The sequence below is a fragment of the Streptacidiphilus sp. MAP12-33 genome (genome assembly GCF_041261265.1).
GTDB lineage: Bacteria > Actinomycetota > Actinomycetes > Streptomycetales > Streptomycetaceae > Streptacidiphilus.
Map to the genome: position 1 here is coordinate 1 of NZ_JBGCCA010000026.1, position 13,981 is coordinate 13,981.

Below are 13,981 nucleotides of genomic sequence, written 5' to 3' on the forward strand. Positions count from 1 at the left end.
GCCGCCCACACCTCCACGGCCCCCTCCCCCCCGGGGGGGTGCGGGCACCGGTCCCCCCACTCCGTGCACCCCACCCGCCCCCCCCCCCCCCCCGCCCGGCCCCCCGGGGGGGGGGGGGGGGGCCACGTCCATGAGCGGCAGTCGTCAGAGCACCAGCGCGGGCAGGTCCGCGACGCCGGCGAGCACGTGCGTCGCGCCGTCCTCGCGCAGGCGGATCGCGTCGTGGGCGCCGCTCAGGACGCCCGCGACGATGCCGGCGCCGGAGCGCACGCCGCACTGCATGTCGTAGCCGGTGTCGCCGACGACGGCCATCTCCGTGACGCTGTCGGCCGCGGCCGTGCGCAGGAACGCGGCCAGCGCCAGGTCGGGGTAGGGGCGGCCACGGCCGGCGTCGGCCGGGCACAGGGCCAGGTCGACGAGCTTCTCCCAGCCGAGGGCGGCGATGATGCGCTGCTGCGTCGCACCGGAGAAGCCGGTGGTGAGCACGACCGTCAGGCCGGCCTCGCGCAGCTGGGTGATCGCGGCCTCGGCGCCCTCGATGGGGGCGCAGTGGCCCTCACCGACGAGGCGGTCGTAGGCGGCCTCGAAGGCGATGTTCGCGCGCTGGGCGAGGCCCTCGTCGCCGAAGAGGCGACGGAAGACGGTGATCTTGCTCTCGCCCATCGTGGCGCGCACGTCGGCGAGCATCGCCGCGTGGCGCTCGGTGCCGGCCTCGACGCCGAGGTCGCGCGCGGCCTCCTGGAAGGCGAGTTCGACCAGGCCGCCGTCGGCCACCGTCGTGCCGGCCATGTCGAGGACGACCAGCTTCGTCTGCTTCGCAGCCATCGGTCTACAGCTCCATCTCGTTCGCGGTCGCCTCGCCGATCGCGGGCGAACAGGTCATGCCACGGCCACCAGGGCCGGTCACCAGCCAGACGCCCTCGCGGACGCGCTCGCGGTGGACGACGCGGGTGGTGTCGACGCACTGGGCGTAGACGCCCGCCCAGCGGTGGCGGATGGCCGGCATGGGCCGGCCGAGCAGCTCCTCGACCACGCCGCGCAGGTAGGCGTAGGGCTCCTCGACGACGTCGAAGTTGAAGGGCTGGTCGTACTCGTGGGTGTCACCGACGGTCAGCGAGCCGTCGCGGCGCTGGACCATGAGCAGTTGCATGCGGTGCTCGTCGGCGATCGGGTGCTGCGGCTGACCGGCGTTCAGCCGCTCCAGGGCGGCGCCCTGGTAGGCGGGGTAGTAGCGGAAGCTGTCGCCGTCGGCGACGGAGGTGGTGAGCGGCACGTCCAGCGGCTCGGTCTGCATCATCTGCAGCCGCACCTTGCGGACGGGTAGCTGCGGGGCGAGCTCGCGGACCAGGCCGCCGAGCCAGGCGCCGGTGCAGAGCACGACGCGGTCACCGGTGTGCAGCTCGCCGCGGTCGTCGCGGACGGCGTTCTCGCCGACGACCTCGCGGACCTCGCGGCCGCCGAGGAAGGCGTAGCGGCCGCTCGCGCGCAGGTGCTCCTGGAGGGCGCGCTGGGCGACCCGCGGCTCGACCTGGGCGTCGTGCGGCGACCAGAGCGCGCCGAGGTACTTGCCACCGAGCGCCGGGTTGGCCTCGCGGACGGCATCCGCGTCCAGCCACTCCCAGCCGCGCCGGGCGGCGTCGGGCCGGGTGACGACCTCGGCGGCGACGGCGCGCTCCGCCTCGGTGCGCACGACGGTGAGGGAGCCCGAGGGGCGGAACCCGACGCCCGGCACCTCGGCGGCTATCTGCTCCCACAGCTCGCGTGCCCGCAGCGCGGTGTCGAGCTCGGCACCCTCGGACCGGCCGCCGACCCAGACCAGGCCGAAGTTGCGGACGGACGCGCCGCGCGCCTGCTCCTCCCGCTCCAGGTGGACGACCTCATGACCGCGCTGGACCGCATGCCAGGCATGCATGGTCCCCAGCGCTCCTGCTCCCACAACGATGACCTTCACGCCGACGACCTTCGATCTCCGCGGTTGCGCGACGGGACCTTCCCGGTGAATCCAGCATGAACAGCGGCGGCACGTTTGGACTAGACCCGTTATCGCTTTGTGATTAGAAAGCCGCCCCCTCTCTCTTGCCGGTCCGCCTACTCGGACGCCCTGAGCTCGGTGGAGAAGCTGAACCGGTCCCCGCGGTAGAGCGTGCGAACCCGCTCGAAGGACCGCCCGTTCACGTCCCAACTACGGCGGTGCAGCAGCAACATGGGCAGGGCGGGCGGCGTGCCGATCAGCAGCGCCTCGCGCGGGGTGGCCAGGACGGTCTCGATCCGCTCCTCGCCGCCGCCGGAGACCAGGCCGCCGGCGTCGCGCGCATAGGCGTAGAACGAGCCGACCGGGTCGAACTCGTCGTCCAGGCGCGGCAGCAGCGCCACGGGCGCATAGGTGCTCTCCAGGCCGACGCGCTCGTCGTCGACCAGCAGCACGCGCTCCAGATGCCAGACGAAGTCACCACGCTCGACGCCGAGTTCGTGTGCAGCCACGTCGTCCGCGGCGGCGAACCGCTCCAGCCCGATCAGGCGACGGCCGGGGGTGTGACCCTGCTTGCGGACGCCCTCGGTGTAGGAGCCGAGCGCGAGCGGCTGCTCGATCTTCGGCCCGGCGACGACGGTGCCGCGCCCCTGGCGGCGGACCCGGCCCTCCAGCAGCAGCTCACGCAGGGCCATGCGCAGGGTCTCCCGGGCGACGCCGTAGCGCTCGGCCAGCTCGCGCTCGGCCGGCAGGGTCGCTCCCTCACCCAACTCATCCAGCAGTTCCGTCAGTTGAGCCTTGGCAAGGTAGTACTTGGGCATCCGCCCGTGCTCGGGGATGCCGGCCCGGACGGGTGCGCCGGGCGCGTGGGGCAGGCGGGGCGCCTGCGAGGATGGTGGGCTCACGCCCCCACGGTAACCGGCCGCGGCTGCTCGCCTACCAGATGACCCCAGACCACCATCCGGTAGAGGGAGGTGAACGGGGGCGTGCAGGTGGTGAGCGTGATGTACCGGCCGGGCGTGCGGTACCCGTACCGACTGGAGGGGTGGTCGGTGCTGTAGGGCTCCGGCAGCACCACCGTGCCGTCGGCCGGCTCGGTCTCGGGCAGGATCGAGTCGACCTGGTAGACGTAGTCCCAGCCCGCGACCTCGACGAACACGGCGTCGCCGACCCGGATCCGGTCCAGGTGGCGGAAGGGCTCGCCGTGGGTGTTGCGGTGCCCCGCGACGGCGAAGTTGCCCTGCTGGCCGGGCATCGCGGTGCCCGGGTAGTGGCCGATGTATCCGTGGTTGAGCACGGCGTACTTGTCGACGCCCTCCGCGACGGGGAAGACCAGGTTCAGGGCGGGGATGCGGATCACCGCGAAGGCGGTGAGGTCGCGGGCCATGCTGTTGATGCCGGTCCCGCCGCCGGTCCCGCCGGTCCCGCCGGAGCCGCCCCAGCCACCGGAGCCGCCGGAGCCGCCCGAGGCCGGTGCGGGTGTGACGCCCGAAGAGGCGCCGGGCGCCGGAGCCCCGGACGGCGCTGCGGCCTGCGCCCGGGCGTGCTGCTGGGCCTGCTGGTCCCACTGGTGCTCCAGCGCGGAGACCGTCCGCGCGGCGTTGGCCTCGGCGGAGCGGTTGGTCCACCACAGCTCGTACGTCGCCAGCAGCACCATCACCAACCCCAGGGTGACGGTCAGTTCACCGAAGAGGATGAGACCGCGGCGCAGTCCCCACAGCCACCGCGGTCCCATCCCGGCTCCCCACGCGTCTCACCCCAGAGCTCTCTGACGCGCCGTCAGATTACGCCCGCAGGCGCCAGGCCGCCAGATGCGCGTCGATCTCACCCAGCAGCCCCGCCTTGCCCGCGTCGTCGAGGAAGGAGGATCGCACCGCGTTCCCGGCCAGCTCCGCGACGCCGGCCTCGTCCAGGCCCAGCAGAGCGGCGGCGACCTCGTACTCGTGGTTCAGGTCCGTGCCGAACATCGGCGGGTCGTCGCTGTTGACGGTCACCACGAGCCCCGCCTCGACCATCTGCCGGATCGGGTGCTCGTCCATCCGGGCCACGACGCGGGTGGCGACGTTCGAGGTCGGGCAGACCTCCAGCGGGATCCGGTGCTCACCGAGGTAGTCGACCAGGGCCGGGTCCTTGACCGACTGGGTGCCGTGCCCGATCCGCTCGGCGCCCAGGAAGCGGATCGCGTCCCAGACCGTCTCCGGCCCGGTGCTCTCCCCCGCGTGCGGGACGCTGTGCAGGCCGGCCGCGCGGGCGCGGTCGAAGAACGGCTGGAACTGCGGCCGCGGCACCCCGATCTCGGGCCCGCCGAGCCCGAAGCTCACCAGCCCGTCCGGCCGCAGGCCGAGCGCGAGACGCTCGGTCACCTCGGCGGACTCCAACCCCGCCTCCCCGGGGATGTCGAAGCACCAGCGCAGGGTGACGCCGAGCTCCTTCTCCGCGGCGTGACGCGCGTCCTCGATGGCCTCCATGAAGGCCTCCCCCGCGATGCCACGCTTCACGGAGCTGTACGGGGTGACGGTCAGCTCGGCGTAGCGGATGTTCTGCCGGGCCATGTCCTCCGCGACGCCGTAGGTGAGCGCGCGGACGTCCTCGGCGTCCCGGATCAGGTCGACGACGGAGAGGTAGACCTCGATGAAGTGGGCGAAGTCGGTGAACTCGAAGTACTTCGCGAGCGAGTCCGGGTCGGTGGGCACCTTGGTGTGTCCCTCGTACCGCGCGGCCAGCCCGGCAACGACGTGCGGCGAGGCCGAGCCGACGTGGTGGACGTGCAGCTCGGCCTTCGGCATGGCGGCCACGAACGCTCGGAGGTTCTCACTGATCATGGGATCCAGACTCTCACGAGGGCCAGTTGCAAGCCCCTCCAGGGGCGCTGGGCTCCACCGGTATGCGGCTCCTCCCCCAGCCTTCGGCCGGGAGGTGCCCCCTGCGGGGCACGACCATCCCCCAGCTTCCGGCCGGGGACCCCCTGCCACGACATCGAGATCCCGAGCGAACCGGGCCATCCACCTGCGGTGGGTTGCTCGCACCCACGCAGGGGGCACCTCCGGGGCACCTCCCGGCCGAAGGCCTGGGGAGGAGCCGCAGATCGGCAGAGCCTCGCGCCCCTGGGGCAGTGCAACTAGATCAACGTCGAAATGGTGTGGATCACCAACCCCGCGATCGCGCCGACCACCGTGCCGTTGATGCGGATGAACTGCAGGTCCCGGCCGACGTTGGCCTCGATCTTGCGAGAGGCCTCGTTCGCGTCCCAGCCCGCGACCGTCTCCGAGATCAGCGAGGTGATCTCGCCCCGGTAGGTGTCCACCACGTACTCCGCCGCGTCCTCGAGCCAGCCGTCGACCTTGGCCTGCATGCGCGGGTCGTCCGCCAGCCGCGCGCCGAAGCTGCGCAGGCCGTCCCGCATGCGGACCCGCAACTCGCTGTTCTCGTCCTCCGCGGCCTCCAGCACCATGCCGCGGACCGCCGACCACGCGGAGGCGATGAGGTCCTGCACCTCGGAACGGGAGAGCAGGTCGGCCTTGGCCCGCTCGATGCGCCCGATCATCTCCGGGTCCTCCCGCAGCTCCCAGGCGAAGTCCGTCAGGAAGCTGTCGATCGCGCCGCGCGCCGCGTGGCCGGGGTCGTCGCGGACCTCGGTGGCGAAGCGGAGCAGCTCGCGGTAGACGCGGGTGCCGATCTGGTTGTCGATGAACTTCGGGGTCCAGCCGGGCGCCTCCTCCGAGATGGTGCGGACGACCTGCTCGCGGTGGACGACCAGCCAGTCGTGCAGGCGGACCGCGCACAGGTCGACGACGCCGCGGTGGCCGCCCTCCTCGACGATGCGGGAGAGCATCCGGCCGATCGGCTGGGCGACCGGCTGGGCCGCGGCGCGGCGGGTGACCGCCTCGCCGACGACGGCCTGGACGTCCTCGTCGCGCAGCACGGCCAGCGCGCCGCGCAGCGCGGCCGACGCCTCGCGGGTGACCTTCTCGGCGCTGCCGGGCGCGGAGAGCCACTGGCCGAGCCGCCTGCCGACGCCGAGCGCGCGCAGCCGGGCGCGGACGACCTCGACCGAGAGGAAGTTCTCACCGACGAAGGTGCCGAGACTGACGCCGAAGGCGTCCTTCTTGGTCGGGATGATCGCCGTGTGCGGGATGGGCAGCCCGAGCGGGCGCTTGAACAGCGCCGTCACGGCGAACCAGTCGGCCAGCGCGCCGACCATGCCGGCCTCGGCCGCCGCCTGGACGTAGCCCGCCCAGGAGCCCGCGCCGGAGCGCAGCGCCCAGGTGGTGAGGATGTAGATCACCGTCGCCGCGACCAGGAAGCCCGTGGCGATCGCCTTCATCCGCCGCACGCCACGCCGTTTCACCTCGTCGGAGGCGGTGTAGCGCACCGCACCGGCCCCGGCTGGCATACGGTCTACTCGCGCGTCGGACGCTTCTTTCGGCTTCATCGGGAGCGTATCCACGGAGCAAGTGTCACCCGCCTCTCGTCAAAACGGTCGAACCGTCGGAGAGATCAACGATGGCGTCCCCCCGTTCCGTGCCCACCTCCTCCTACCCGGCTCCCGGAGCCACCGGCGGGCTGACCGGCTATGCCGAGCGCTTCGCCGAGACGGAGGGCTATCTCGACTTCGGCCGCTTCGGTCCGCCCTCGCGGGACGTGCTGGAGGCCACGCAACGGCTGCAGGAGCAGAGCGCCCGCGCGGACGCGTCCACCGTGGACGAGCTGATGCGGCAGGAGCTGCGGGCGCGTCAGGCGGCGGCGCGACTGGTCGGGGACGTGCCGGTGGAGGCGGTGGCACTGCTGCCGAACGCCAGCACCGGGCTGTTCCACGCCGCGTTCGGCCTGCCGCACGGGACCGTGCTGGTGCCCGCGCGCGAGTTTCCCGCCAACGCCTATCCGTGGCTGCGCGCCGCCCGGCTGGGCCGGGTGCGGCCCGTCCCGCTGGAGCCGGACGCGTACGGACGGGTGACGCCGGAGGTGGTCCGGCAGGCGCTGACGGCCGAGACCGTGGCCGTCTCGCTCTCGGCCGTGGACTTCCGCACCGGCTACCGGGCCGACCTGGCCGGCATCCGCGAGGTGATCGGCCCGGACCGGCTGCTGGTCGTGGACGCGATCCAGGGCATGGGCGTGGCGGACCTCCCCTGGACCGCGGCCGACGTGCTGGTGACCGGCGGTCAGAAGTGGCTGCGCTCGGGCTGGTCCACCGGCTTCCTCTACGCCTCCGCGCGGGCGCTGGAGCGGCTGGAGCCGACCCTGACGGGCTGGACCGGCGTCGTCGACGTGGGCGTCTTCGACAGCCAGGAGCACGCGCCCGCGCCGGGGGCGGCCCGCTTCTCGCTCACCAACCTCAGCCCGGTGACGGCCGGCGCGTTCGCCGCCGGGCTGGAGCTGGTGCTGCGCTGCGGGGTGGACCGGATCCAGGCGCACATCGCCGAGCGCACCGCGCAGCTGATCGACACCGTGCGCAGTGCGGGCGGCCTGGTGCTGTCGCCCGAGGCCGAGCAGGAGCGCGCGGGCATCGTGGCGTTCACCATGCCCCGCACCGAGCCCGCGCTGGTCGCGGCGAGCCTGGCCGACCACGGCGTGACCGCGACCGCCCGCCCGGACCAGCTGCGGCTGTCCGCGCACGCCTCCACGACCCTGGCCGCCGTCGACCGGGTGCACCGCGCGCTCACCTCCCTTCCGGTGTGATTCCTCGCGCCCGGCCCCTTTCGCTCACCTCGCCACGGCCCTACGCTCAGAATCACACACAGATCAACAGGTTCCAACAGCGAGGACCTCCCCTTCATGGCTGCTGCGATCGCCCACGACCGTGACACCGACACCTGGCTCCTGAGCACGCGCTCCACGAGCTACGCCCTGCGGGTCGACGACCGGGGCGTCCCCCGGCACATCCACTGGGGCGGCCCGCTGACCCTCGACGCGGCCGCCTCCCTGCCGGCCGCCGGCTCCGCCGTGCACAGCAGCTTCGAGGGCCTGACCGCCGTGGGCGAGGAGCTGACCGTGGACGGCGCCAACCGGTACGGCCCGCCCGCCCTGCGGGTCCGGTTCGCCGACGGCACGCGCGCCCTCACCTGGCGGGCCGACGGCCACGAGCAGCCGGACCGGGTGACGGTGCTGCTGCACTTCCGCGACCCGCACTACCCGCTGCGCACGACCCTCGGCTACCGCGTCCACCCGGACACCGACGTGATCGAACGCTGGACCGAGCTCGCCCACACCGGCGACGCCGACGACATCCTCGTCCTCCGCGCCGACTCCGCGACGCTCTCCATACCCCTGCGCGACGACTACCGGCTCAGCCACGCCGTCGGCCGCTGGGCCGCCGAGACCCAGCTCAAGCGCGAGGCGCTGCCGTTCGGCGAGACCGTCCTGACCAGCCGCACCGGCACCACCTCGCACCTCGCGCAGCCCTGGGTGGTACTCGACGCCGGCGACGCCACCGAGCAGCACGGACAGGTCTGGAGCGCGGCGCTCGCGTGGAGCGGCTCCTGGCAGATGACGCTACAACGCACCTCCGACAACCAGCTCTCCGTCAACGCTGGCGCGGGCCACGACGCCGTCACCGTCACGCTCCGCCCCGGCGAGACGCACGCCACCCCGCCCGTGCTGGCCCTGTACACCCCCGACGGCGGCTTCGGCACGCTCAGTCGCGCCTGGCACGCGCACCTGCGCGCCACCACGCTGCCCCACCCGGAGGAGACCCGCCCGGTCCTCTACAACTCCTGGGAGGCCACCGGCTTCGACGTCACCCTGGAGAACCAGAAGCGGCTCGCCTCGCTCGCCGCGACGCTCGGCGTCGAACTGTTCGTCATGGACGACGGCTGGTTCGGCGCCCGCCGCCACGACCACGCGGGCCTCGGCGACTGGACGCCCCACCCCGGCGCCTTCCCCGACGGCCTGAAGCCGCTCGCGGACGAGGTCCACCGGCTCGGCATGGCCTTCGGCCTCTGGGTCGAGCCGGAGATGGTCAACCCCGACAGCGACCTCTACCGCGCCCACCCCGACTGGGTACTGCACTTCCCGCACCGGCACCGGACGGAACTGCGCAACCAGCTCGTCCTCAACTTCGCCCGCCCGGAGGTCGCGGCCTGGGCCTTCGACTGGCTGGACCGGCTGGTCGGCGAGAACGACGTCGACCACCTCAAGTGGGACATGAACCGCTCGTTCTCCGAGGCCGGCTGGCCCGACGAGCCGAGCGGGCGCGGCGACCGCCTCTGGTTCGACCACGTCCGCGCCTACCACTCCCTGCTGGACCGCTTGCGCGCGGCGCACCCGCACCTGCGGGTCGAGGCGTGCAGCGGCGGTGGCGGCCGCGTGGACCCGGCGGTCCTGGCCCGCACCGACCAGGTCTGGATCTCGGACAACACCGACGCCGCGGACCGGCTGGTCATCCAGCACGGCTACACCCAGCTGTATCCGGTGCGGACGATGGCGGCGTGGGTCACGGACGTGCCCAACCAGCAGACCGGACGCTCGATCCCACTGCGGTTCCGCTTCCACGGCGCGATGAGCGGGGCGCTCGGGATCGGCGGCGATCTGACGCGGTGGCGACCGGAGGAGCTGAAGGAGGCGGAGCAGCTGGTCGCCGAGTACAAGGCCGTCCGGCACCTCGTCCAGCACGGCGAGCTGTACCGGCTGCGCCCGCCCGGCGACCTGCAGAGCCTGACGGCGGTGCAGTACCTGGCCCCGGACGGCGCGGAGGTCGCGGTCTTCGGCTGGCTCCCCCAACCCCGCTTCGGCCTGCGGCCCGCCCCCCTCCGCCTGGCGGGCCTGGCCCGCGACGCCCACTACCGCGAGCCCCGCACCGGCCGCGTCCACCACGGAGCGGCCCTGCTGGAACGCGGCCTCGACCTGCAACTCCCCCCGCAGGACTGGGCGAGCACGGTGGTGCACCTGATCCGCACCTGACGTTGCACGACCCTGGGGCGCGAGGACTTCCGCGCGATGAACCAGTTGCACGACCCAGGGGCGCGGGGGCTGCTGCGCGATGAACCAGTTGCACCATCCAGGGGCGCGGGGAACTGCGCGACAAGCCACCCACGATGGATGGTCCTCAACGCGCAGGGCCATCCGCACAGGGGGGTTGCTCGCGCAGTTCCCCGCGCCCCTGAAGTGAGTGCAACTAACTCTTCGGCCAAGGGACGCCGTCTGCCTTGGTGTACGTCCAGCCCTGGGCCGTCCACAGCGGCGCCTGCGCCGCGAGGCGGACGCGGAAGTCCGACCAGTCGCGGTCGGCCTGCGGGGTCCAGGCGACCTCGGCCAGCGCGGGGACGCGTGGGAGTTCCATGAGCTGGAGGTCCCTCTCCGTGGCCAGCGTCTCCGTCCACAGCAGGGTCTCCACGCCCGCGACCGAACCCGCCGGGGTTCCGGGGAGGACGGTGTCGGGGTTCCAGTCGTAGGCCTTCTCCACGCTGACGTGTCCGGCCCAGTCCAGACCCAGCGACGTGTTCGCGTCGTACTTCTGGTCGATGTAGGCGTGGTCCGCGGGCGACATCAGCAGCTTGGCGCCGTGGTGGGCCGCCGAGGTGATCCCGGAGTCGAGGTCGTCCGACATCTGGAACTGCGGGTGCCACACCTGGACCAGGTCGGGCTGCGCCGGGGCGGCCTCGTCCCAGGCCACGACCTGCTTGCCGTGGGCATGGCCGATCGCGATCGCGCGCTTCATGAAGGCCTGGTAGTCCGAGAGGGCGAGCGTGTTCGCCTCGTCGCCGCCGAGGTGGATGAGCGGGCCGGGGGTGAGCTCGGCGATGGCCGTGACGACGTCGTCGACGAAGCGGTAGGTCGACTCCTTCGTGGTGCAGACCCGGCTGAAGCCGACGCCGATCGCGGTGTACGGCGCGGCCGCCGGATCACCGGGGCAGGCGAGCTCCGGGTAGGAGAGGATCGCCGCGTTGCTGTGGCCGGGCAGGTCGATCTCGGGAACCACGGTGACGTGCCGGGCCTGCGCGTAGCGGACGATGGCGCTGTAGTCGGCCGCCGTGTAGAAGCCGCCGGCGCTGCCGCCCACCTCGGTGCGGCCGCCGACGGCGGTGAGCCGGGGGCGGCTGGAGACGGCGATGCGCCAGCCCTGGTCGTCGGTGAGGTGCAGGTGCAGGTGGTTGAACTTGTACAGGGCCAGCAGGTCGACGTACTCCTCGACCTGGGCGACGGTGAAGAAGTGCCGGGCCACGTCCAGTCCGGCGCCGCGGTACGCGTAGCGGGGGCGGTCCTCGACGGTGACGGCCGGGACCGTGCCGGTTCCCCGCCCTGCGGGCAGGAGCTGGCGCAGCGTCTGTCCGCCGTAGAAGAGCCCGGCGCTGTCGGCCGCGGTGACGAGCACGCCGGACGGCCCCGAGGTCAGCGAGTAGCCCTCGGGACCGGTCCCGGCCTTCGGGTCCAGACGGAGCGTGATCCCCGGCCCGCCGGCGCCCGCTCCGCCGCTGCCCGAGCCACCGCCGGTTCCGCTGCCCGGGCCGGTCGGCAGCTTCAGCTCCGAGGCCAGCAGCGCGGCCGTGGCCTGCGCCTCCGCGCCACCGCGGGCGAGGACGGGCGTGCTCGCGGTGACCGTGAAGCCCGCCCCCGACCCGAGCGTCAGCCGCGCGGGCCGCGGCACGATCGCCGGGCTGCCCTCGCCGCCCGCACCCCCGCCGTGCGGGGCCGACGAGCAGCCCGCCAGCAGTGCCGCCAACAGACCGGCCGCGGCAAGGCCACGGCCGGTCACCTGTCCCCCGTTACGCGTCATGCGGACCATGCTGCACGTGGTCTGGACCAGTTGCAACGAGCGGAACGAAGCGGAGCGGAGCAGCTCAGCTGTAGGGCTTGAGGCACATCACGAAGTCGTCGCCGGTCTGGGTGTGGGTGTACGTGGTCGTGGTGTCGCTGGGGCAGCCGGTGGTGGAGGTGGTGCCGTACAGCTTCTTCTGCACCAGGTAGACGCCGCTGGCACTCGTGCAGTCCACGATCACCAGGTTCGGGCTGGTGTCGGTGCCGAGGTTCTTCACGCACTGGCCGTCGATCGCGAGGTTGCCGGGGATACCGCCGGGGTCCGTCGAGACGGACGTCGGAGTGTCGGTCGGCGTGTCGGTCGGCGTGTCCGTCGGCGAGTCGGTCGGATTGTCCGTCGGGTTGTCGGTCGGCGTCGAGGTGTCGGTGGGGAACGGTCCCGGCGTCGGGTAGTCCGGCGTGGGGGTGCTGCCGCTCAGGCCGACGATCAGGGCCACCACGAAGACCAGGATCGCGATGGCGGGCACCGCGAAGCCGGCCGCCTGCGGGCGCTGCATCAGCGGCTTTCCGGGGTCCATCGGCTGACCCGGCGGGTACGGTGCGGGCTCCGGCAGCGCCTTGATCTTGTTGAAGGCGGAGAGGTTCATGAAGAGGTAGATCGGCACCATGATCGCCGACCCGTACGCCCACCACCCCTGCACCAGCGACTGCCCGGACATGTCGCGCACCGCGGCGGTCCCGCAGGTCTTGCAGTAGGGCCCGGGCAGGCGGGTGTACTGGTAGAAGAACCAGCGGCCCTTGAGCGAGCGCACCATGGCGTCCACCGCCGGGTACCCGCCGCAGAAACGGCAGGTGACGCCGCCCGGCGCCATCGCCGGCTGCCCGTACGGCTGCTGGTCGTATCCGGGCTGCGGCGGCTGCCCGTACCCCTGCTGCGGCGGAACCTGCGGCTGCTGCGGCTGCCCGTACCCCTGCTGCGGCGGAACCTGCGGCTGCTGCGGAGCAGCCTGCGGGTACCCGTAACCACCCTGCTGCGGAACGGCGTTACCGTACGGGTTCGGCTGCGGCTGCCCGTACCCCTGCGCCGGCGGGGCCTGCGGCGGCTGCGGCGCGTAGGGGTTGGGCTGGGGCTGGTCGTACGGGCCCGGCTGCCCGTACGGGTTCGGTGCCCCGTACGGGCTGCCGGGCGGCTGCGGCGGAGTGGCCACGGAAGAAGTCCCCCATCGAACGGTCGACGTCCGCGTCGATCTGACGCACGGACAGACGGGACTTTATCCGCACCTTACGTAACACCGTCGCCCGCCCCCTGGGGTCGACCGTCACCCGACCCGCGCCACCGCCGCGCGGGCCTCGCTCACCTCCCCGTACATCCGGGCGATGACGTCCTCGATCTCGGGCTCCCTGACCGAGAGGTCCCGCAGCTCGTAGCGGCCGGCGAGCGCCGCGACCAGCGGGGCCGCGCTGGCCGAGGCGGGAAAGGCCAGCCACTGACGGGTACCCTCCCGGCGCACCAGCCGGGTGCCCGGCAGCTCGATCGGCGGCAGCTCCTGCTCCAGGTCCACGACCAACGTCCTTTCGCTGCGGCCCTGTTCGTGCAGGCCGTCGAGGCCTCCGTCGTAGACGACGCGGCCGTGGTCGATGACCATGACGCGCGAGCAGAGCTGCTCGATGTCGGTCAGGTCGTGCGTGGTGAGCAGCACGGTGGTGCCCTGCTCCGCGTTGACCTGCGCCAGGAACTCCCGCACCCGCCGCTTGCTGACGACGTCGAGACCGATGGTCGGCTCGTCGAGGTAGAGCACCTCGGGCTGGTGCAGCAGCGCGGCGGCGATGTCCCCGCGCATCCGCTGCCCGAGCGAGAGCTGCCGCACCGGCACGTCCAACAGCTGCTCCAGCTCCAGAAGTTCGACGCAACGCTCCAGGTTGCGGGCGTAGACGGCGGCCGGGATGCGGTAGATGCGCCGGGCCAGCTCGTAGGAGTCGCGCAGCGGCAGGTCCCACCACAGGGTGGTGCGCTGGCCGAAGACGACGCCCATGCGCTGCGCGAGGCGGACCCGGTCGCGCACCGGATCGGCCCCGGCCACGCGCAGCCGGCCGGTGCTGGGCAGCAGGATGCCGGTCAGCATCTTGATGGTGGTGGACTTGCCGGCCCCGTTGGGGCCGATGTAGCCGACCATCTCGCCGCGCCGGACGGTGAAGTCCAGCCCGGCCACCGCGTCCACCACGGTCCTGGTGCGCCGGAACCGGCCGGCCTTCCGCCGCACCACGAAGCTCTTGGTGACGCCCTCGACCTCGATCAACGTCCGGTCGTCGTCCATGATCTGA

The 13,981-nt window shown here is 72.9% G+C and carries 11 protein-coding genes; 2 read left to right on the top strand and 9 right to left on the bottom strand.

The window, feature by feature from the left end; all coding sequences use genetic code 11:
* Positions 1-144: 144 nt before the first annotated feature.
* From ABH931_RS24315 to ABH931_RS24340, 6 genes are all read right to left on the bottom strand, one after another.
* Entirely contained in the window at positions 145-825 is a 681-nt protein-coding gene (locus tag ABH931_RS24315; RefSeq protein ID WP_370116975.1) for a phosphonatase-like hydrolase, read from the bottom strand.
* Positions 826-829: 4 nt separating this feature from the next.
* Positions 830-1,951: a TIGR03364 family FAD-dependent oxidoreductase gene (locus tag ABH931_RS24320; protein ID WP_370116978.1), complete on the bottom strand. Its 1,122-nt coding sequence runs from the start codon at positions 1,949-1,951 to the stop codon at positions 830-832.
* 137 nt (positions 1,952-2,088) lie between these two features.
* Complete coding sequence (locus ABH931_RS24325) at positions 2,089-2,874, bottom strand: GntR family transcriptional regulator (protein WP_370116980.1); 786 nt, start codon at positions 2,872-2,874, stop codon at positions 2,089-2,091.
* Complete coding sequence (locus tag ABH931_RS24330) at positions 2,871-3,704, bottom strand: class E sortase (protein WP_370116982.1); 834 nt, start codon at positions 3,702-3,704, stop codon at positions 2,871-2,873. The genes ABH931_RS24325 and ABH931_RS24330 overlap by 4 nt, the downstream gene beginning before the upstream one ends.
* Positions 3,705-3,753: 49 nt before the next feature.
* Complete coding sequence (locus tag ABH931_RS24335) at positions 3,754-4,791, bottom strand: adenosine deaminase (RefSeq protein ID WP_370116985.1); 1,038 nt, start codon at positions 4,789-4,791, stop codon at positions 3,754-3,756.
* Positions 4,792-5,087: 296 nt separating this feature from the next.
* Complete coding sequence (locus tag ABH931_RS24340; protein ID WP_370116988.1) at positions 5,088-6,362, bottom strand: DUF445 domain-containing protein; 1,275 nt, start codon at positions 6,360-6,362, stop codon at positions 5,088-5,090.
* A gap of 110 nt (positions 6,363-6,472) precedes the next feature.
* Between ABH931_RS24340 and ABH931_RS24345 the strand changes: the two genes are divergently transcribed.
* Together ABH931_RS24345 and ABH931_RS24350 are read left to right on the top strand one after the other, a co-directional pair.
* Positions 6,473-7,645 carry an aminotransferase class V-fold PLP-dependent enzyme gene (locus ABH931_RS24345; RefSeq protein WP_370116991.1) on the top strand — a complete coding sequence of 391 codons (1,173 nt, stop codon included), beginning with the start codon at positions 6,473-6,475 and terminating at the stop codon, positions 7,643-7,645.
* Positions 7,646-7,741: 96 nt separating this feature from the next.
* Positions 7,742-9,865, top strand: a complete 2,124-nt coding sequence (locus ABH931_RS24350; RefSeq protein ID WP_370116993.1) for an alpha-galactosidase — start codon at positions 7,742-7,744, stop codon at positions 9,863-9,865.
* 214 nt (positions 9,866-10,079) lie between these two features.
* On the opposite strand, the gene ABH931_RS24355 is transcribed toward ABH931_RS24350, so the two are convergent.
* The 3 genes from ABH931_RS24355 to ABH931_RS24365 all read right to left on the bottom strand — a co-directional run bounded on the left by ABH931_RS24355 (position 10,080) and on the right by ABH931_RS24365 (position 13,974).
* Positions 10,080-11,678, bottom strand: coding sequence for a beta-N-acetylhexosaminidase (locus ABH931_RS24355; protein WP_370116996.1), 1,599 nt, complete (start codon positions 11,676-11,678; stop codon positions 10,080-10,082).
* Between the two features lie 64 nt (positions 11,679-11,742).
* Positions 11,743-12,867: a hypothetical protein gene (locus ABH931_RS24360; RefSeq protein WP_370116999.1), complete on the bottom strand. Its 1,125-nt coding sequence runs from the start codon at positions 12,865-12,867 to the stop codon at positions 11,743-11,745.
* Between the two features lie 111 nt (positions 12,868-12,978).
* Positions 12,979-13,974 carry an ATP-binding cassette domain-containing protein gene (locus ABH931_RS24365; protein WP_370117001.1) on the bottom strand — a complete coding sequence of 332 codons (996 nt, stop codon included), beginning with the start codon at positions 13,972-13,974 and terminating at the stop codon, positions 12,979-12,981.
* Between the last annotated feature and the right edge of the window lie 7 nt (positions 13,975-13,981).

Excerpts from the sequence above, each read along its gene's own strand:
- ABH931_RS24315 (WP_370116975.1), bottom strand. The coding sequence starts at position 825 with ATGGCTGCGAAGCAGACGAAGCTGGTCGTCCTCGACATGGCCGGCACG.
- ABH931_RS24330 (WP_370116982.1), bottom strand. The coding sequence starts at position 3,704 with ATGGGACCGCGGTGGCTGTGGGGACTGCGCCGCGGTCTCATCCTCTTC.
- ABH931_RS24335 (WP_370116985.1), bottom strand. The coding sequence starts at position 4,791 with ATGATCAGTGAGAACCTCCGAGCGTTCGTGGCCGCCATGCCGAAGGCC.
- ABH931_RS24340 (WP_370116988.1), bottom strand. The coding sequence starts at position 6,362 with ATGCCAGCCGGGGCCGGTGCGGTGCGCTACACCGCCTCCGACGAGGTG.
- ABH931_RS24345 (WP_370116991.1), top strand. The coding sequence starts at position 6,473 with ATGGCGTCCCCCCGTTCCGTGCCCACCTCCTCCTACCCGGCTCCCGGA.
- ABH931_RS24350 (WP_370116993.1), top strand. The coding sequence starts at position 7,742 with ATGGCTGCTGCGATCGCCCACGACCGTGACACCGACACCTGGCTCCTG.
- ABH931_RS24355 (WP_370116996.1), bottom strand. The coding sequence starts at position 11,678 with ATGACGCGTAACGGGGGACAGGTGACCGGCCGTGGCCTTGCCGCGGCC.
- ABH931_RS24365 (WP_370117001.1), bottom strand. The coding sequence starts at position 13,974 with ATGGACGACGACCGGACGTTGATCGAGGTCGAGGGCGTCACCAAGAGC.